Origin of the sequence: Parafrankia sp. FMc2 (assembly GCF_041008525.1) — a bacterium.
In the GTDB taxonomy this organism is placed as follows: domain Bacteria; phylum Actinomycetota; class Actinomycetes; order Frankiales; family Frankiaceae; genus Parafrankia.
In genome coordinates this window covers 35,673-53,736 of sequence record NZ_JBFLUG010000023.1, presented here as the reverse complement: position 1 = coordinate 53,736, position 18,064 = coordinate 35,673, and the positions used below count along the sequence as shown (strand labels likewise).

The following is an 18,064-nucleotide window of genomic DNA, read 5'->3' as shown; positions in this document are numbered from 1 at the left end:
TGTCGGCGCGCTGGGCCGGTGGATGGACAGCCAGCACCTGCCCGGCAGTGGGCACCCGGTCACCGCTCGGCTGCTCTCCGGCGGCCGTCAGAACGAGATCTTCGAGGTCAGCCGGGGCGATTTCCGCGCCGCGCTGCGCCGCCCGCCGGCAGCGGCCCCGGCCGAGCGGGACGCCGGCATCCTGCGGGAATGGCGGATCATCGAGGCACTCACCGGCACCGACGTCCCGGTCGCCGACGCGATCGCCGTCTGCGCCGACCCAAGTGTCATCGGCCGCCCCTTTTACCTGATGGACGTGGTGGACGGCTGGTCGGTGATGAGCACGCCGGGGTGGTGGCCGCCGCCGTTCGACGACGATCTGGAGGCGCGCGGCGACCTGGCGTACGAGCTCATCGACGGCATCGTGCAGATGGGCGCCGTCGACTGGCGGGCCCGTGGCCTCGGCGACCTCGGCCGGCCCGACGGCTACCACGAGCGGCAGGTGGCACGCTGGACGCGGTTCTACGAGCGGATCCGCGCCCGGGAGATCCCGGGTCTCGACGAGGCGACGGCCTGGCTGTCGTGCCACCGGCCGCTCGACTTCGTCCCGGGTGTCATGCACGGCGACTACCAGTTCCCGAACGTGATGTTCCGGCATGGCACGCCGGCCCGGCTGGCCGCCATCCTGGACTGGGAGATGGGCACGATCGGCGACCCGAAACTGGACGTCGCCTGGGCACTGCACAGCTGGCCGGAGGACCCCGACGGCCCGGCGGACCACGAGCACCTGGTGGGCATGCCGCCGCGTTCGAAACTCCTCGCGTTCTACGCGGAGCGCTCCGGCCGGCAGGTGGATGACTTCGACTACTACCTGGTGCTGGCAAAATGGAAGCTGGCAATCGTCCTTGAGCAGGGCTACCAGCGTGCCAACGGCGACCCGAAGCTCGAGGATTTCGGAGGTTACGTGGTCAGGTACATGCGGGAGGCGGCGGAAACCGCCGCGTCGAGCGACTACCCGGCGGTGCCGTGGCAGGCAGTGCAGTGACGGGTGCCGCCGACCCGAGCGCGATCCGCCAGCTCGCGGCGGGTCGGCGGCGCTACGGCAACCTGAAGGACGAGGCCGCCGCCTTCATCCGGGAGGCGGTGGTCTCCGGCAGCCTGCCCCCACGGAGCAAGGTCGACCAGGACGAGATCGCCGAGGTGCTCGGAATCAGCCGCGCTCCGGTCCGCGAGGCGCTCATCGAACTGGCGCAGAAGGGCTTCGTGGACGCGGTTCCCCGCCGCGGCGCGTTCGTGGCCGAGGTCACCGTCGAGGACATCGAGGACCACTACGAGGTGGTCGCGTTGGTGTCCGGGATGACGACGCGGCGCGCGGTGCGGAAACTGACGCCGCAGGAGCTGGAGGAGCTGGCCCGACTGCACCGGGAAATCGCCGGTACCGAGGAGGCCTCCCGCCGCAGGACCCTCGACCGCCGTTTCTTCCAGATCGTCGCCACGGCGGGGAAGTCACCGCGGCTGGACGCGATTCTCGCGTTCCTCGGCGGGGTGCTCCAGGGCAGTTTCTACTTCGACTCCCCGGCGTCGGCGGACAACGAGGCGAAGTACCGGGAGCAGCTGCTCGACGCGATCCGGGCCGGTGACGTGGCGGAGGCGACGCGGACAAGCGAGGAGCACGTGCGTTCCTGCGCCGCCGTCACCATCGACCACCTACGCAGCCGCGGCTACTGGCCACCACCCGAAGCGACGTCCTGAGGTCCTTTCGGTCATGGTGGTAACGGGTCGCGGCACGTCGGGATTTGTGCGTCCGAAGATGGCAATGCTCTGGTCATGGCTGCGATCTGGAAGCGGCGCCGGCGGGACCTGGAGCCGGCGCTGGGTACAGGACCGGACGAGGCGGTGCGGGAGGCGGAGCCCGACCGCCTGACCGAACTGCGCCCCCGCTCCTGGTTCAGGGTTCTCCGAGCCACGGTGAAGGAGTTCAGGGAAGACGAGCTGCCGGACCGGGCCGCGGCACTCACCTACTACGGCGTACTCGCGATCTTCCCCGCATTGCTCGTCCTGGTCTCGCTGCTCGGTGTCGTCGGCAGGTCCGCGACCGACAGCGTCCTGACCAACCTCGAACAACTCACCCCCGGCTCGGCCCAGGACATCCTGCGCGACGCGGTGAACAGCATCCGCGACTCCACCGGCACCGGCGGAATCCTCGCCATCGTCGGTCTGGTGGGCGCGTTGTGGTCCGCCTCCGGTTACATCGCAGCCTTCATCCGCGCGGCCAACATCGTCTATGACATTCCCGAAGGACGACCGGTGTGGAAGATCATGCCGTTGCGCCTGGCCGTCACGGTCATGCTCATGATTCTTCTCGCCGCCAGCGCCGTCATCGTGGTGTTCTCCGGCGGCCTCGCCGAGCAGGCCGGCACCGCGATCGGCCTGGGCAGCGAGGCTCTCACCGCCTGGTCCTACGCGAAATGGCCGCTCCTGGTCCTGTTCGTGATCGGCATGATCGCGCTGCTGTACTGGTCGGCGCCCAACGTCCGGGTGCGCAGCTTCCGCTGGCTCACCCCGGGCAGCGTCCTGGCCGTGGTCATCTGGCTCGCCGCCTCCGCGGGCTTCGCGCTGTACGTCGCGAACTTCGGCTCCTACAACAAGACCTACGGAGCGCTCGCCGGCGTCATCATCTTCCTGGTCTGGCTGTGGCTGTCCAACGTGGCGATCCTGCTCGGCCTGGAGTTCGACGCCGAGATCGCCCGGGAACGCGCCATCGCCGGCGGCCTGCCCGTGGGCACCGAGCCCTACGCCGAACCTCGCGACACCCGCAAGTGGCCGCACCGCCCCCGCCACGACCACGACCACGGCCGCCGTTCTGCCGACGCGGCGGCTGACCAGCCGGCTGCTGCGGCATCCGCGGCGGCCGCGGCGGCCGCGGCGGCCGATCAGCCTGCTGAGACAAAGACGACGGGACGGGTGTGACCACCACGTTCCTTCCTGGCACCCGACCGGTATCAACTCGCCCGAACTGGGTAATTGGACGATCATGACAGAGGTTGGGGAAAAACCCGCTGAACCGGACTGCCACCAGCAGGCCGATGACGAGAACCGCGGCCCCGGGACGGGCGAGACACCGCAGGAGCGTCTCAACCGCAACTGGGCGGAGATTCTCCAGGAACTGCGGGTCGCGCAGACCGGTGTGCAGCTGCTCTCGGCATTCCTCCTCGCGCTGCCGTTCCAGAACAGGTTCTCCACGCTGAGTTCGGGCCAGGAGTGGCTCTATCTCGGGGTGGTGGGGCTGGCCATCTCCGCCATGGGCCTGCTGGTGACGCCGGTCAGCATGCATCGCGCCATGTTCCGGAAGAAGGAGAAGGAGAATCTGGTCGTGGTGGCGAACCGGCTGGCCCAGGCGGGCCTGGCCCTGTTCGCGGTGGCTGTCTCCGGCGTCGTGGTGCTCATCTTCGACGTGACCAAGGGCTTCACGGCCGGCGTGGTCGCCGGTGTGGTCACCCTGGTGATGTTCGTCGTCCTGTGGGTCGCGGTTCCGGTCGCCATCCGGCCGCTGGCGACCGCGATCGACTGAGACGGGCGGCCGCCGAACCGTGGTTCGGCGGCCGCCCGGTGTGGCCGGGCTGCCCGGTGTGGCCGGGCTACGGCGGCGCCCGTCAGCGGGTGACGGTCGTCCGTCAGCAGGTGACGGTCAGGTGGAAGGGCAGTACGGCCTTGGTGAGGTCGCTGTTGCGCATCGCGACGAAGACACCGTTGGTCTTCCCCGCCCGCTGCGACACGGTGATGAACCCGGGCGGCGGCACGTCGTTCGCCTTCCCACCGATGCTCGCCGTGTAGGCGCAGCCTCTGATGTCCCGGTCGAACAGCACCTCGACGTTCTGGGCGGCGGTGAGACCGGCGGTGACGCCGGCGCTGCCGCGGACGACCTGACCGTTCGCGTCGATCACGGCGAAGCGGGGGGCGTCGACGGGCAGCGCCGCGACCGCCGGCGCGCTCGACGTCCGCGGCGCCGACTCCGCGGAGTTGTCCGCCTGGGCGGCTCCGTCCGTCAGGGCCCCGGCGGCGAGTGCCGTCCCCCCCAGGGCCCCGGTGGCCGCGAGGGCGGCCGCGACGACGAACAGACGGGAGCGGGTGGCGATGGAACGAGACATCTCGGACGACCTCTTTCGAAGGTGGCCACGCCGTATCCGTCGGATCGTGGCCGCTTGAATGTGTCGACCTCAAGGAACCAGTTCCTCGGCACCTCGGAAAATACGTACTTCTGCGTAGGCGCCGACCCCCCGGCGCGGACCGTGAAGCATTCTGTCGGCTGCCGGACAACCGCTTCCTCAGATTAGCCGCGCGTGGAAGGTTTACGCAAGGAGGCGTATGCGCTCGCGGGCGCAGGAGGAGGTTCGGATATGCCGGCGGAAGCCACCAAGAAGGACCTGCGGGATATCCTGGACCTGGTACGCGTTCTCCACGACGACACCTTGGACGGTGGCGGGGCGGGCGGCGAGATGCCGGCGCCGGTCCTGGGGCGGCTGGCGGCCATGATCGGCTGCGATTCGGCGTCCTACTGCCGGGTTGACCACGCCGAGCGGCGCCTGCTGGCGACCGTCGTGGAGCCGGCGAGCACCGATCTCAGTGAGTCGGCCGCCTTCGCCGCGGTCCTCGGGCAGCACCCGGCGTTCGTCGCCCACCGGGAGCGCCGGCTGCCCACCGGCAACTCGGTGGCGCTGACAGACCTCCTGGACTTCCGCGCCCTGCGCAACCTGCCGATCTACGCCGACTTCTACCGACCGCGCCAGACCCACGACCAGCTGATGAACATCGTGACGGTGGGTCGTGACCAGGGCACGCTGCTCGTCTTCAACCGCTCCCGGCGCGGGTTCCCCGGCCGGGCCCGGGAGCTGCTCGATCTCGTCTCGCCCCTGGTCTGCCAGGCCGTCGCGCACCGCGAGCGGCTCACCCGGCTGACCACCGCGCTGCGCGACGCCCAGCGCCACGCCTCGGCGTCGGACGAGGCGGCCAGCCGGCTGCCGGGGCTGACCCCGCGGGAGCGCGAGGTGGCGGCCCGCCTCGTCGACGGGGTCGGCGATCGGGAGATCGCCCGTGCCCTGGGAGTCAGCCCGCGCACCATCCACAAGCATCTCGAGCAGATCTACCGCAAGCTCGGCCTGCAGAGCCGGGCCGCCGTGGTCGCGATGATGCGTCAGGCCGAACCCTCGGGTCAGCCGCGGCGGGTCAGCAGCTCCTGAGCCTTGGTCCGCAGCCCGGCGGAGAGCACGCCCCAGCGGTTCTCGTCCCCCTTGAGCAGGGCCGCGGCGGCGTCCCGCACCTGCTCGAACGTGGCGTGCGGCGGAATCGGGGGGAAGTCCGGATCGGTGCGGACGTCCAGCACCACCGGCCGCCCGGCCGACAGGGCGCGCTCCCAGGCGCCCCCGATCTGCCCGGGCTCGTCGACGGCGATCCCGTCGAGCCCCACCGAGCGGGCGAAGTCGGCGTAGGACACGTCGGGCAGCGCCTGCGACTCGGTGAACTTCGGTGCGCCCTGCATGGCACGCATCTCCCAGGTCACCTGGTTCAGGTCGTTGTTGTGCAGGACGGCGATCACGAACCGCGGGTCCGGCCACTCCCGCCAGTAACGGGCGATGGTGAGCAGCTCGGACATTCCGTTCATCTGCATCGCCCCATCACCCTCGAAGATGATGACCGGTCGGTCGGGATGCGCGTACTTCGCCCCGAGGCCGTAGGGCACACCTGGGCCCATCGTCGCCAGGGTGCCTGACAGAGAACCCCGCATCTCGCCACGGAACCGCAGGTCACGCGCATACCAGTTGGCGGCCGAACCGGAGTCCGCGGCGATGATCGCGTTGTCCGGCAGCCGCGACGACGCCTCCCAGAACAGCCGCATCGGGTTGATGGGCTTTCCCTCGACGAATGCCTCCCGCTCGACCGTCTCCCACCACCGGGCGACATTGCTCTCGATCGTCTTCCGCCAGCTCCGGTCCTCCTTGCGCTGGAGGAGGGGAATGAGCGCGCGCAGGGTGGCGGCGGCGTCCCCGACCAGATTGACCTCGTACGGGTACCGCATCCCGATGTACTTCGCGTCGATGTCGATCTGCACGGCGCGCGCCTGGTCCAGCTCGGGCAGGAACTGGGTGTAGGGGAAGTTCGACCCGACCGTGAGCAACGTGTCGCAGTCCCGCATCAGCTCGTAGCTCGGCCGGGTGCCCAGCAGGCCGATCGCCCCGGTGACGTAGGGCAGATCGTCAGCCAGGACGTCCTTGCCCAGCAGTGCCTTCGCGACCCCGGCGCCCAGCAGGTCCGCGACCTGCGTCAGCTCCGCCCGCGCGCCCCGGGCGCCCTGCCCGGCCAGAATCGCGACCCGCCTGCCGGCGTTCAGCACCTCCGCCGCCGCACGCACCCCGTTGTCGTCCGGGGACACCGCCGGCCAGCGGACGCCCAGGCTGGACGGGACCATCTTGAACTCGTGCGACGGCCCGGTGTACCGGAGCTCCTGGACGTCCGCCGGAATGATCACACAGGTGGGGGCGTGCTCCGCCATCGCCACCCGGAACGCCCGGTCCAGCACGTTCGGCAGCTGCTCGGGAACGGTCACCATCTGCACGTAGTCGCTGGCGACGTCCTTGAACAGGCTGAGCAGGTCCACCTCCTGCTGGTAGGAGCCGCCGATCGCCGAGCGGTCCGTCTGGCCGACGATCGCGACCACCGGAACGTGGTCCAGCTTGGCGTCGTAGAGGCCGTTGAGGAGGTGGATCGCCCCCGGGCCCGACGTCGCGGTGCACACCCCGACCCGTCCGGAGAACTTCGCGTACCCGACCGCGGCCAGCGCCGCCATCTCCTCATGGCGGGTCTGCACGAACCGCGGCTGGTTGTCAGCCCGCCCCCAGGCGGCCAGCAGTCCGTTGATGCCGTCCCCCGGATAGCCGAAGACCTGCTCGACCCCCCACTCACGAAGACGGGCGAGGACGTGGTCACCGACGGTCTGGCTCATGGGGCGGGGTCCTTTCACACTCCGGCGGACGGGCGGCGTACCGGTGCTCCCGAGCGCTCTCCCCCGGCGGCCCGGACCAAAACACCTCCGACGGGCCCGGCGGAACCGGGGTTCGTCCCCAGAGCCCCGGGAAGACCCCGGACGTCAGGCGGGGGGACCGGTTGAACCGCGGAGAGCGAGCGAGTGATGGCTACCAGGAGGCAGGACAGCAGGGCCGGGAAGCAGGGCGACAGGACGCAGGACAGGACGCAGGACACAGGCAGGAAGCAGGACAGGCGGCGGCAGGCGGAACAAGCCCGCTCCGACGTCCCCTCGACGGTGGCTCGTTCGGGCGACAAGGCCGTGCGCACCTGGAAGAAGACCCACGATTCGGCCGTCGAGACCTACGGGGAGGGCGCACGGGCACACCGGGCCGCGTTCGCCTCCCTCAAGCACACCCATGAGAAGACGGGCGACCACTGGGAACCGAAGGCCAAGGCCGGACCTTCCGACGCGCAGGCCGCGAAGCGGGCACCGCAGTCGCTGCGCAATCCGTCCCGGACGGCGGAGGGCGTCGACGCCAACGCCTCCGTGACGCACCTGCGGGAGGTCGCCCGCGATCTCGACATAGCGGGGCGTTCGACGATGAGGAAAGCCGACCTCGTCGAGGCCATCAAGAAGGCGAACCGACGGGCCACCGCGGCAGCGCGCACCAGGTGAGAAGAGGCGGACATGCGCGGATCCGAAAAGCTGCTCGATCGCATCGAGCGGGAGGAAAGGCTTGACCCGGCCGCCGGGCGCGTGTCGGCGTTCTGGGCGTCGGCGCTCCGGTCGGAGAAGCTGCGGGACGTCCTCAGCGGCCGGCAGCTCGGGCATCCCCTGCACCCCGCGGCCGTGCTCGTACCGGCCGGGACGCTGCTGAGCGCGACCCTGCTGGACGTCACCGGCAGCGCGGAGCTTCGCCCCGCCGCCAGCCGGCTCATCGGCCTCGGCCTCCTGACAGCCCCCGCGGCCGCGCTGGCAGGCTGGTCGGACTGGCTCGACACCGCGGGCGCCGAGCGCCGTGTCGGTCTCGTCCACGCCGCGTCCAACATCGTCGGGCTCGCGAGCTACGCGGTGTCGTGGCGCCAGCGGCGCCGCGGCGGGAGCGGGCTGGCGGCCAGCCTCGCCGGAGCGACCGCCCTCGGTGTCGGTGGCTGGCTGGGCGGCCACCTCGCCTATGCCCTCGGAGTCGGGGTGGACACCACCGCGTTCCAGCGCGGCCCCACCGACTGGACGGACGTCCTCGCGGCCGGCGAGGTCACCACGGACCTGCGGCAGGTCGAGATCGACGGGGTGCCGGTGCTGCTGACCCGGGTCGACGGCCGGGTCGTCGCCCTCAGCGACCGCTGCACACACCGGGGCGCACCGCTGCACGAGGGCGAGCGCACCGGCGGCTGTGTGCGCTGCCCCTGGCACGGAAGTCAGTTCGACCTGGCCTCGGGCGACGTCGTCCACGGCCCGGCGACTCGTCCGCAGCCGGTGTACGAGGTTCGCGAGACCGCCGGGCGGGTGGAACTGCGCCGGTCGGAGGTCCGCTCCCTGCGGGCCAACCCCGTCGGGCCCTCCGCGGGCCGAGAACTGCGGCCGGCCCGCGGTGGGGATCACGCCGCCATCACCACGGCAGAGCCCCACGCGAGCCAGCCAGTGTGACGAGCAGTGGGAGCGGATGGGAGGAGATCGGGTGGATGTCAGCCGTCCCGGTCGCCGCCGAGGACGGACCGTGCCTTCGCGGTCATCCGTTCGGCAGCCTGCGCGACCTTCCGGACGGCGGGATGCTTCGCGTGGGAGATTGCGATCTTCTCCAGTTTCTCGCCCGCCCAGTCGGCATGGCCACGCGCCGTGGGTTCCAGCTCCCGAAGCGCCGACTCCAGCAGATCTCGGGAGGTGCCCTTGTCCGCGCCCCGGGCGAGGGCGGCGAGCAGCCGCACGTTCAGCCCGGACTGCGTCGCTGCCGCGGCGAAGGCCCGTAGCCCGGTCTGGTCGAAGGTCTCCGGATCAGCGGAGCCGGACAGCAGGAGCGCCTCGACCGTCTTCGTGTCCAGGGCCTCGACGGCGCGGCCGGCGGGACTGGCGTACTGGGGGTTCCCGCCGAGGCTCTCGATCAACCGCTCCCAGATCCCGATCGCCTGGAAGGTCTCGCTCTCGAGCTCGCCATAGCGGGAACGCAGGCCGGGGTTGTCCGCACGGGCCCGCAGGGTGCGGAGCAGGCTGACCCGCTTCCGCTCGTGCGCGACGAACGCGGAGAGCTGATCGGCCAGAAACGGCCCGTGCAGGCCCGTGTCTCGGGCGAGGTCGCCGTAGTCGTCCTCGGCGACCTCGCGCAGCGGGGAGACGGTGACCATCGGTCCGGGCCGGATGACGGCTCCGGTCTCGGGGCGTACCACGGTGACTGGCATTTTCACTCCTGTCAGGTCGAACGTGCGTACGACTCGGCCCGCAGCCGCTCCACCGGGTGCGGGCCCTCGGTCTCCAGCCGGTAGTCCGTGCCGAACCGCTGCCGGTGGTCGTCGATGACCTGCTCGCTGGGCACCCCACCCGCGTTGACCTTCGCCTGGCGCTCCTGGAACCGGCGGTGGGAGTCCATGACATAGCCCGTTCCGAGGCTCGTCAGGTCAACCTGGTCCGCGAGGATGTCCCGCACGTACTCTTTGTTGGGCTCGAACCGGACGGGCTCCGGCAGCGCCGTGGGCAGGATCTCCTCGGGCTCCCGGCCGTCGTACCGCTTCAGCAGCTCGGTCGCCGCCTGAAGCTGCCCGATCTCCATCGCCAGGTGCAGCTCCCAGATGTCCCGGATGCGCCGGTCCGGCTCCTGGGCGGCAAAGGAGTAGTACATGTAGCACTCGTTGTACTCATGCTGGACGAGCTGCTCGAACCAGCTCTCGGCCGGGTCGAGCATCGACTCGTACTGGGTGACGTGCTCCTCCTCGACCATCGCGATCTCCGCGTAGAGCGACCGCGCCAGCGGCTCCATGTATCTGTTGCCGATGTTCATGTAGAAGTTCATGGTCTGCTGCTCGGCCGCGGTGATGGTGATGGCGTGCAGGCGGCTGCGCGGATCGGTGGTGTGCGCGTCGAGGTGCCGGCGGATGTTGTCCCGCGGGTGCCGGTGCTCGTTGGCGGTCGGGCGGCCCGGCATCACCTCGGTGAGCTGCTGCACGATCCCCTCGGCGGTCCTGCCCTCCAGGAGCTCGTAGAGGTTGGCGTACCGGTACAGGTGGTCGAAATCCTCGACCAGGCCGAAGTCATAGGTCTGCTTCAGATACGGGTCCGGCTCACTGCGGGCGAGCCAGGCCGTCAGGTCGACGGCCACCTGTTCGTATCCGAGGGTGACTTCCAACGTCGATTCGTCGCCGGGTATGAGCCAGTTGACGACCTTCTGCTGTTGTTGCTCGAGGGCCCTGCTCTCGGCCAGGACCTCCTTGACCTCCGACACGTCGGTGTGCCGGTTGAACTGGTGGCTGAACAGAATGCTCTCGACCTCGATGCCGTTCATCGCGATCACCCGGCACCGGGTGTAGGGGTCGACCTCGTTGCGGTCGTAGGGTGCGACGTTCAGTTCCGACCAGTTGCGCACCTGGTCGTCGAGGGCGATGCCCTTCTCGTGCAGAGGATCAAAGCTCATAAGTCCGGCTCCCCGGTCCACTGATTGTGCGGCCTGCGGCCTGAGCGGGTCAGCTGGCGTCGCGGTCCCTCGCCAGCCATGTGCGCTGGGGACATCACGATCAGCTGATGACGTCACAGTGCTCCGGCCTCGCGTGGGACACGCCCGCACGGAAACATGCCATGAGGCCTCCGCGCAGAACCTCCGTGCACGGCCGACTGCTCGCTGATGCTGTGGGGTTTCTGCTCCCCACCCTCTGACTCGTTCCGTCGCCAGACGCCGCCAAACACCGACCGTCCCGGGGCGGGCGGCGGCCGGGCGGCGGCTCTGCGCAGGCCGGACGGCGGGTTTGCGGCAGGTTTGGTCGGGCAGGGGGAGGGCGCCACATTGTCGTCGGCCCGCCGCCATGAGCCCGGGACGGCCGACATATCACCCCGGTGGGTGTCATGCCACGCGACGACTCCGCGGACAACGGCGTGCGGACGCGCCAGATGAGCGGACACGACGGACTCAGCGCCCTGCTCAGTCGCTCACTCGCGGAGTTCGGGGATCTGGTGGGCCAGGCTCCCGAACGGGTCACCGGGGCACGCCGGACGGACGCGGGCTGGTCGTTGCTGGTGGATCTCACTGAGCTGGAACGCATCCCGTCGACAACCAGCGTGCTCGCCACCTACCGGCTCGACGTCGACGAGCAGGGTTTCCTGGTCGGCTACGAGCGGTTGCGGAGATTCGTGCGCGGCGCCACCGACTGATCCCTGATCTCCGAGCGCTCAGCGCGGCTGCCAGGCGCAGCCGTCGGGTGGCACCGCGGAGCGGATATTCGGAGCACCGCTGATATTCGGAAGAACGTGCATCATGACGGTCGATCGCGGATCTCTCGCAGGGCCCCCGCGGCTGCGCGCGCTGAGCGGGTCGCACTCGGACTCCCTCGCCGACGTGCTGGAGAGAGTTCTCGACAAGGGAGTCGTGATCGTCGGAGACGTCGTCATCAGTGTCCTCGATGTTGAGTTACTCACGCTCAAACTGCGCCTTTTCATCGCATCGGCCGACACCGCACGCGAAATGGGCCTCGACTGGTGGACCACGGATCCGTTCTACAGCCGCGAGGCACAGTCGCGGCAGCAGGAGCAGGAGCGGGAACTGCGGGACGAGACCATGCAGGCGCTCCACGTGGAGAACCAGGAGCTCCGTACGCGGCTTGCCTCGCTCGAAAGCTCGGCGCGGGAAGGCCTCCCGTACCGGGACGAGGTTGCGGTCGAATCCCGGGCGGACCCGCCCGCCGGTATCTCCGCCGAGGCGGCCCTCCCCGCGGAGGCGGGTATCCGCCGCGACGGCCCGCGGCCGTTCTGGGTCGAGGACTCAGAACGTAGGCCTGAAGCACGTAGGCAGGACGCGCGTAGGCAGGACGGACGGAGGCGTGACGGACGGAGGCGTGACGGTGGCCCCGGCGGACGCTGATGTCAGCGGCCTCGACGAGCTGGCCGCCCGGCTCGCGCCCGGCGTCATGGCCGAAGCCGTGGCCGAAGCCCGCGAGGTCGCGCGCGGGCAACTCGCCCAGCTCCTGGCGCAGGCGATAACCAGAGCCGCCTGCGAAGGGCCGGGCGCGGCGATGACGTGGCCCGTCCCACCGGCCCCGGAAGTCCGTGAGGATCGGTGGGACCCGGGCCACCCGGCCCGCCAGCCGGCGCCGGAACGCCGGGAACGCCGGGAACATCACCGGGCCGATCGCGGCGGCCCCGCGCCCACCGGCCGCGATGCCGGGCCAGCCGGCCGCGACGGCCGGTCACCCTGGGGCATCGAGCAGGCGCGGGTGCTCTACGCCTACGGGATCGTCCGCTCCGACACCGAGGTTGCGGGCCTGCCCGGCCTCGCTGAGGGAACAGACGTCCATACCGTCACGCGCGGTGGTGTCTCGCTCGTGGTCTCAGCCATCGATCCGGGCCTGCTGCGGGACGTCGAGGAGGATCTGTCGGAGACCGGGCGTCTCGCGGCCCTGGCCCGCGGCCACGATCAGGTCCTGCGGGAGCTGCAGGATCGCGCGGGCGTCCTGCCGCTCCGGTTCGGGACTGTGCTCCCCGGCGAGGACGAGGCGGCCGCCGTTCTCGACGACCCTGACCATGAGCTGCCGCGTGCGCTCGACGCGCTCCATGGCGCGCGCGAGTGGGGCTTCCGGATCGACACAGCGGGTCAGGCCGAGACGCCGACGGCCGCCGCACCCGCAGCGGGGACGGACGGGACGACCACAACGGCCGGGGCGAACGGCACCGCTGGCGCGGGGGCAGGCACCGCATACCTCGCGGCCCGGCGGGACGAGCTGCACGAGGAGGAGCGACGGCGCGACGAGGTGGCCCGACTCATCGAGCGGACACATCGGGAGCTGCTCGCCCATGCGCGTGACGCGGCCCGTCGCCCCGGCCGGCCGGACCGGGTCTTCGACGGCGCCTACCTCGTCGAGCGCGACGAGGAGGAGCGGTTCCTCGACGCCGCTGAACGGCTGGGTCCGCCCCTTGAGGAGGCCGGGTATCTCTGCGCGGTTTCGGGGCCGTGGCCGCCCTACTCCTTCGTCCATCTGACGCTGGGTGGGAACGGGCAGGTCGACTCTGTCCACGAGACGGGTTCAGCCGCGCCGGGTTCAGCGCCTCGGCGCGGCCCAGGTGACCAGATCGGATCAGGTGAGGAGAGTGGCTGATCAGCGATTCGTCCCGACGCCGCGGTACCGGGGCGGCAACGATTACCGGGGCGGTGGCGGGTACCCGGGCGGTGGCGCCGGTGCCCGGTCGCGGCCGGGGAGCCGCCCGGGGCGGCGATCCGCCCGCAGCTCGGCGCAGCCGCTCGCGGACCTGCTGGACAGGTTGGTCGACACCGGCGCGGTCGTCAGTGGTGACGTGGTCGTCGCCCTCGCCGGGGTGGACCTGCTGCGCGTCGATCTCCGCCTGCTGCTGGTCGGCGTCCAGACAGCCATCGAAGGAAGCATCGAAGGAAGCGGCGAGGTCCGGCCATGACGACCGCCGGGCGCGATGACGGCCGGTGCCTGCGGCTCGACGCGGACCCCGATGACGTGGGGCGCGGGCTCGGTCAGCTCGTGGTGGTGGTCCTGGAACTGCTGCGCGAGGTACTGGAACGCCAGGCCATCCGCCGGATGGAGGGCGGCGGGCTGACCGCCGCGCAGATCGACGACCTCGGGCGGGCACTGCTGGAGATCCGCGCCAGCCTGGTGCAGGTGCGGGAGTCGCTGGGTCTGTCGGCCCAGGATGCCGACGCCGCCGTCGCGCGCGCCGGCAGGATCCTTGCCGCTGACGACAGTCGGACCGCCCCCCGGACCGGCACACCCCGGACGCCCGGCTCCACGGCGCGCGCACGGCCGGACAGGCGGGTCGAACGACCGGACAGCAGGGGCATCTCCCGCCAGGAGCGGGCAGGCAGGGGCGGCGTAAGGGCGCGATCGGCCGGCCCGGAGGCGGGCGAGCCCAGGGCAAGCGCTCGGAGGCCGGGCCTCCGGGAGAAGGCGAGGACACCGCCATGACCGTCGCCAGCTATCCCATGGGACGGGCGCCCAGGCCGAGTGGACTGGCCGACGTCCTCGACGTCGTACTCGACAAGGGCATCGTCATCGACGCCTATGTACGCGTCGCCCTCGTGGGCATCGAGATTCTTACCATCGACGCACGCATCGTGATCGCCAGTGTCGACACCTACCTCAGGTTCGCCGAGGCCGTGAACCGGCTGGACATCCAGCCCAAGGAACAGGTGGCGGGGTTGCCCGGGCTGATGCGCGAAGTCACCGACGGCACGAGCCGGAACCGTGTGAAGGGTGCCCTGGGCGGGCTCCGGGACACCGCCGAGGTACTCCGCGGATCGCCGTCCGACGCCGACACCGTCTCCGCCGCGCACAACGGGCGTGGCCGGCCCGACGGGCGGACCGCGCCGGCGGAGCGTCGCGGCGGCCGGGAGAGGTGAGCACCATGCCTGTCGTGCTCTACGGAATCGTCCGGGCCGGCCATCCCCTCCTGGACCCCGCGCAGGGTGCCGACGCCGCGCTCGGCATCGGCCATCCCCCCGCGCCGCTGCGGCTGGTGCGCTCCGGCCCGCTCGCCGCGGTCGTCAGCGCAACGGAGGACATCGGTGAGCTCGGGGAGCAGGATGCCGTCCGGCACCTGGAGATCCTCCAGCGGCTGCTCGCCGACGGCCCGGTGCTGCCGGTGCGGCTGGGCACGCTCGCGCCGGACGACGGCGCCGTCCGGGCCGAGGTGCTCGACCCGGTGCGGGACAGCCTTCCCGAGCGCCTGGACGCGATCGACGGTCTGGTCGAGCTGCACCTGGACGTCGAGGAGGCGGAGCAGACCGAGCTCGCCGAGGCGGTGGCCGGCACATCGCTGGCTCACGCCCCGCCCCCGGCGGATCTGGACGGCCGGATCGAGCTGGGGCAGCGGATCGCGGAGCTCGTCACCGCGCGCCGCACGGAACAGGCGGAGGAGATCCTCGACGAGCTGCGCCCGCTGGCACGCGCGGACCGGCCGCGCCGGCATCATGGCGGGCCGGAGGATCCCGCCCTGAGCTGGGCTTTCCTCGTTCCCGCCGACGCGCTGGACGACTTCGACGCCGTCGTGGACCGGATCCGGGCGACCCATCCGTCCCTCACCGTCGAGTACGTGGGACCGCTGCCCGCCGTCGACTTCGTCGAGTTCCCTGCCCGCGTGCTCACCGATCCCCACGACGCCGACCCCGGCGGCGACTCCTTCAGCGGATCCGTCGACCGCTCCTCTGGCGATTCCTTTGGCAGCTCCTTCGGCGAGGCGCCGGGCGGCACCTCCGACGACTCGTTCGGCGGGTCGGGCCGGTGGGGCTGGGGTCGCACGGCGGATCGATCTGAGACAGGCCGCCGCGGCGGGAACGGCCGGCAGAGAAAGGAATTCTGATGAGCAACGTCAAATGCGCTCTGGCGCTCGTGGCAGGCTATGTCCTCGGTCGGACGAAGAAGGGCAAGGCTGCCATCAGCCTGGGGCTGTGGGTTTCCGGCCGCAATTTCCACGCGAAGGACGTCCTGCGGGACCAGGCGGTGCGGCTGCTGCACTCCGAGGAGGGCGGCCAGTTGATCAGCCAGATCAGGGGACCGGCAGCGGAAGCCGGCCGGCGCGCCGCGACGGCGGTGTACGAGAGCCAGCTCGATCGGCTCTCCCAGACACTGGCGGAGCGCACCGAACGCCTGACGTCGGCACTGGGCGACACGGCGAAGACTGTCGAGGAGGGCGGCGGAGCGGCCGGGAAGGTTGTCGGATCAGTCCTCCGCTCGGCCACCTCCGGCACCCGCAGTGATCAGGGCGGCCAGGACGAGACGGGCACGGACCAGGCGACCGATCAGCGCGACACCGACGAACGCGACGAGGACGACGAGGACGGGGACGGGGGCAGGAGTGAGACCGGCTCCGCCGCCGAACGTCAGGTCCCGGGCAGGTCCGCCGGGCGGCGCCGGGAGGCACTCCGCGGCCCGCTCGAGCAGCTGACGCAGCCATCAAGCGCGGGAGGCTCGCGATGACACGGACGGCGGAGCAACCGAAAGGCCTCGTCAACGCCCTCATGAACAATCCGGCGACCAGGAGGCTCGCCGACGAGGCGGGAAGCCTGGCGAAGGCGGGCGGCAGCCGGCTGGTCGGGCAGCTCAGCGAGCGGCTCACCTCCGGCGCGGGCAAGCTCAACGATCTCAGCGACTCCGGCGGGCAGATCACGTCGCTCGCCAGAGGCGCCGGGAAGCTGGCCGAGGGCCAGTCCCCGCTGAAGGCTGCGGCCGGGACGGCCATGGCAAACATCAAGGACAAGGTCAAGGGGGCCCTCGGCCGCGCCAAGGGCAAGGGCGGCGGTAAAGGTGGCCCGGCCAAGGCGACGAACATCGAGGAGGCGGTCGACGTCGGCGTTCCCGTCTCCGTCGCCTACGACCAGTGGACCCAGTACCCGGAGTTCGCCAAGTTCATGAAGGGCGTCCAGGGGGTCGAGACGAAAAGCGAGACCGAGCAGAACTGGCGGGTCAAGGTCTTCCGGTCACGGCGCACCTGGCAGGCGAAGGTGACCGAACAGGTTCCCGACCGCAGAATCGCCTGGACCTCCGAGGGAGCGAAGGGCTCGGTCAACGGTGTCATCACCTTCCACCCGATCGCCGACGACCTGACGCGCGTGCTCCTGGCCATGGAGTACCACCCCAGCGGATTCATGGAGAAGACGGGAAACCTGTGGCGCGCCGGTGGGCGGCGAACCCGGCTGGATCTCAAGCATTTCCGCCGTTTCATCATGACCCGCGGAGAGGCCACCGGCTCCTGGCGGGGTGAGATCCGCGACGGAGAGGTCGTGCGCTCACCGGACGAGGATGAGGACGAGTCCGGATCCCGCGAGACCGGATCCCACGAGACCTCGCAGGAAGCATCCGGTGAGGCCTCCAGCGAGGCTTCGCCGGAGACACCGGATGCGGCGACCGCACAGGCAACGAGCGATGACGGCGATATGGACAGGCCGACGTCGGACGAGCCCGACGAGCTTGACGAGCCGGCCGGGGCAACCGAGCCGGTCGGGGCGTCCGGGTCGAAGCGCTGAGCCGGGTCCATGACCGGATGTCAGCGGCGACGGTAGGCGGGCCCGGGCGGCGGGCCGGCAGAGGCAGGGGTGTGCCTGCTGGCTGCCTGCGGGCCCGCTGGCCTGCCAGAACGCGCTGACGCGCGGGGTTTTCTCCCGTTCAGGTCGGGGCTGGAGCCCGTGACCGTATGTCCCCGCACCCTTCCGCACTCCTCCTTCGTCATGCTATCGTTTCACCTGTCAGAAACTTCTTACACATGACGGAGGGCCATGACAGGAGACCGGCCGACCGGCGACGAGCTGGTCACGATCCTGGCGGCGCTGGCCAACCCACTGCGGTTGCGCATCGTCGCGACGCTGGCTGGCGGGCGGGACTACGTGAGTCACCTGGCCCGCGAGATCGGGGTCAGTCGTCCCCTGCTCCACATGCACCTGCAGCGCCTGGAAAGCGCGGGCCTGGTCGCCGGCAGCCTCGAGCTCTCCGACGACGGCAAGGCCATGAAGTACTACGAGATCACCGACTTCGACCTCCACCTGACCGCGGCGGCCCTCGCCGAGGCAGCCCGCACCCTGACCGCCCCTGACCCGGAGAAGGGTCCCGCTCCCAAGGAGAGTCCCTGATGTACATCGCCGCAGAAAATCTCGGGAGCGGTGAGGCGATCGCCGCCGTCGGCTTCATGACGGCTGTCACGGTCGTGATCGTCGCCGTCCTGTGGTTCACCGTCGACTACCGCAAGACGAAGCTGCGTACGGTCCAGACCGAGGATCTGCGACAGCTCGTCGGGCGTTTCGAGCAGCTGGCCGAGAACACCCTGGACGCCCAGCAGCGGGTGGCCACCGACGTCTCCGAGCTGCGCACCCGGACGGCGTCGATCGAGAAGATCCTCAGGAGCGTCGATTGAGCACCA

General features: G+C 70.7%; 22 protein-coding genes. 18 read left to right on the top strand and 4 right to left on the bottom strand.

Annotated elements, in window-relative coordinates:
* The first annotated feature begins 22 nt into the window (after positions 1-22).
* The 4 genes from AB1460_RS11150 to AB1460_RS11135 all read left to right on the top strand — a co-directional run bounded on the left by AB1460_RS11150 (position 23) and on the right by AB1460_RS11135 (position 3,550).
* Complete coding sequence (locus AB1460_RS11150; RefSeq protein ID WP_368960896.1) at positions 23-1,024, top strand: phosphotransferase family protein; 1,002 nt, start codon at positions 23-25, stop codon at positions 1,022-1,024.
* The gene (locus AB1460_RS11145) at positions 1,006-1,731 is read left to right on the top strand and encodes a GntR family transcriptional regulator (protein ID WP_368960855.1); all 726 of its coding nucleotides are present in this window, start codon (positions 1,006-1,008) and stop codon (positions 1,729-1,731) included. Before AB1460_RS11150 ends, AB1460_RS11145 begins: the two co-directional genes overlap by 19 nt.
* Before the next feature lie 75 nt (positions 1,732-1,806).
* Entirely contained in the window at positions 1,807-2,949 is a 1,143-nt protein-coding gene (locus tag AB1460_RS11140; RefSeq protein WP_368960853.1) for a YihY/virulence factor BrkB family protein, read from the top strand.
* Between the two features lie 64 nt (positions 2,950-3,013).
* Positions 3,014-3,550 (top strand): DUF6328 family protein, encoded by a 537-nt coding sequence (locus AB1460_RS11135; RefSeq protein WP_368960851.1) that lies wholly within the window; start codon positions 3,014-3,016, stop codon positions 3,548-3,550.
* A gap of 103 nt (positions 3,551-3,653) precedes the next feature.
* On the opposite strand, the gene AB1460_RS11130 is transcribed toward AB1460_RS11135, so the two are convergent.
* Complete coding sequence (locus AB1460_RS11130; RefSeq protein WP_368960850.1) at positions 3,654-4,127, bottom strand: hypothetical protein; 474 nt, start codon at positions 4,125-4,127, stop codon at positions 3,654-3,656.
* 249 nt (positions 4,128-4,376) lie between these two features.
* Here AB1460_RS11130 and AB1460_RS11125 point away from each other — a divergent pair, with 249 nt between their 5' ends.
* Positions 4,377-5,216, top strand: a complete 840-nt coding sequence (locus tag AB1460_RS11125; protein WP_368960848.1) for a helix-turn-helix transcriptional regulator — start codon at positions 4,377-4,379, stop codon at positions 5,214-5,216.
* On the opposite strand, the gene AB1460_RS11120 is transcribed toward AB1460_RS11125, so the two are convergent.
* Positions 5,189-6,976: a thiamine pyrophosphate-requiring protein gene (locus tag AB1460_RS11120; protein WP_368960846.1), complete on the bottom strand. Its 1,788-nt coding sequence runs from the start codon at positions 6,974-6,976 to the stop codon at positions 5,189-5,191. The two genes, AB1460_RS11125 and AB1460_RS11120, sit on opposite strands and share 28 nt — an antisense overlap.
* 186 nt (positions 6,977-7,162) lie before the next feature.
* Between AB1460_RS11120 and AB1460_RS11115 the strand changes: the two genes are divergently transcribed.
* Together AB1460_RS11115 and AB1460_RS11110 are read left to right on the top strand one after the other, a co-directional pair.
* On the top strand, positions 7,163-7,675 hold the full coding sequence (locus AB1460_RS11115; RefSeq protein ID WP_368960845.1) for a ChaB family protein: 513 nt from the start codon (positions 7,163-7,165) through the stop codon (positions 7,673-7,675).
* Positions 7,676-7,687: 12 nt separating this feature from the next.
* Positions 7,688-8,647: a Rieske 2Fe-2S domain-containing protein gene (locus AB1460_RS11110; RefSeq protein ID WP_368960844.1), complete on the top strand. Its 960-nt coding sequence runs from the start codon at positions 7,688-7,690 to the stop codon at positions 8,645-8,647.
* 38 nt (positions 8,648-8,685) lie between these two features.
* Here the strand turns inward: AB1460_RS11110 and AB1460_RS11105 are convergent, their stop codons facing one another.
* Positions 8,686-9,393 (bottom strand): hypothetical protein, encoded by a 708-nt coding sequence (locus AB1460_RS11105; protein ID WP_368960842.1) that lies wholly within the window; start codon positions 9,391-9,393, stop codon positions 8,686-8,688.
* Between the two features lie 11 nt (positions 9,394-9,404).
* Positions 9,405-10,619 (bottom strand): hypothetical protein, encoded by a 1,215-nt coding sequence (locus tag AB1460_RS11100; RefSeq protein ID WP_368960840.1) that lies wholly within the window; start codon positions 10,617-10,619, stop codon positions 9,405-9,407.
* 425 nt (positions 10,620-11,044) lie between these two features.
* Between AB1460_RS11100 and gvpO the strand changes: the two genes are divergently transcribed.
* From gvpO to AB1460_RS11045, 11 genes are all read left to right on the top strand, one after another.
* Entirely contained in the window at positions 11,045-11,350 is a 306-nt protein-coding gene (gene gvpO / locus AB1460_RS11095; protein WP_368960839.1) for a gas vesicle protein GvpO, read from the top strand.
* A gap of 103 nt (positions 11,351-11,453) precedes the next feature.
* Positions 11,454-12,056, top strand: a complete 603-nt coding sequence (locus tag AB1460_RS11090; protein ID WP_368960837.1) for a gas vesicle protein — start codon at positions 11,454-11,456, stop codon at positions 12,054-12,056.
* Complete coding sequence (locus AB1460_RS11085) at positions 12,016-13,287, top strand: GvpL/GvpF family gas vesicle protein (RefSeq protein WP_368960835.1); 1,272 nt, start codon at positions 12,016-12,018, stop codon at positions 13,285-13,287. The genes AB1460_RS11090 and AB1460_RS11085 overlap by 41 nt, the downstream gene beginning before the upstream one ends.
* Positions 13,280-13,600 carry a gas vesicle protein gene (locus AB1460_RS11080; protein ID WP_368960833.1) on the top strand — a complete coding sequence of 107 codons (321 nt, stop codon included), beginning with the start codon at positions 13,280-13,282 and terminating at the stop codon, positions 13,598-13,600. The genes AB1460_RS11085 and AB1460_RS11080 overlap by 8 nt, the downstream gene beginning before the upstream one ends.
* Entirely contained in the window at positions 13,597-14,121 is a 525-nt protein-coding gene (locus AB1460_RS11075) for a gas vesicle protein K (protein WP_368960831.1), read from the top strand. Before AB1460_RS11080 ends, AB1460_RS11075 begins: the two co-directional genes overlap by 4 nt.
* The gene (locus AB1460_RS11070) at positions 14,118-14,555 is read left to right on the top strand and encodes a gas vesicle structural protein GvpA (RefSeq protein WP_368960829.1); all 438 of its coding nucleotides are present in this window, start codon (positions 14,118-14,120) and stop codon (positions 14,553-14,555) included. Before AB1460_RS11075 ends, AB1460_RS11070 begins: the two co-directional genes overlap by 4 nt.
* A gap of 5 nt (positions 14,556-14,560) precedes the next feature.
* A complete protein-coding gene (locus tag AB1460_RS11065; RefSeq protein ID WP_368960827.1) occupies positions 14,561-15,514 on the top strand; it encodes a GvpL/GvpF family gas vesicle protein in 954 nt (317 codons plus the stop codon).
* Positions 15,514-16,131, top strand: coding sequence for a hypothetical protein (locus AB1460_RS11060; RefSeq protein ID WP_368960826.1), 618 nt, complete (start codon positions 15,514-15,516; stop codon positions 16,129-16,131). Before AB1460_RS11065 ends, AB1460_RS11060 begins: the two co-directional genes overlap by 1 nt.
* A complete protein-coding gene (locus tag AB1460_RS11055; protein ID WP_368960825.1) occupies positions 16,128-17,177 on the top strand; it encodes an SRPBCC family protein in 1,050 nt (349 codons plus the stop codon). The genes AB1460_RS11060 and AB1460_RS11055 overlap by 4 nt, the downstream gene beginning before the upstream one ends.
* A 249-nt stretch (positions 17,178-17,426) precedes the next feature.
* Positions 17,427-17,777 carry an ArsR/SmtB family transcription factor gene (locus AB1460_RS11050; protein ID WP_368960824.1) on the top strand — a complete coding sequence of 117 codons (351 nt, stop codon included), beginning with the start codon at positions 17,427-17,429 and terminating at the stop codon, positions 17,775-17,777.
* Complete coding sequence (locus AB1460_RS11045; protein ID WP_420497246.1) at positions 17,777-18,058, top strand: hypothetical protein; 282 nt, start codon at positions 17,777-17,779, stop codon at positions 18,056-18,058. The genes AB1460_RS11050 and AB1460_RS11045 overlap by 1 nt, the downstream gene beginning before the upstream one ends.
* Positions 18,059-18,064: the final 6 nt, after the last annotated feature.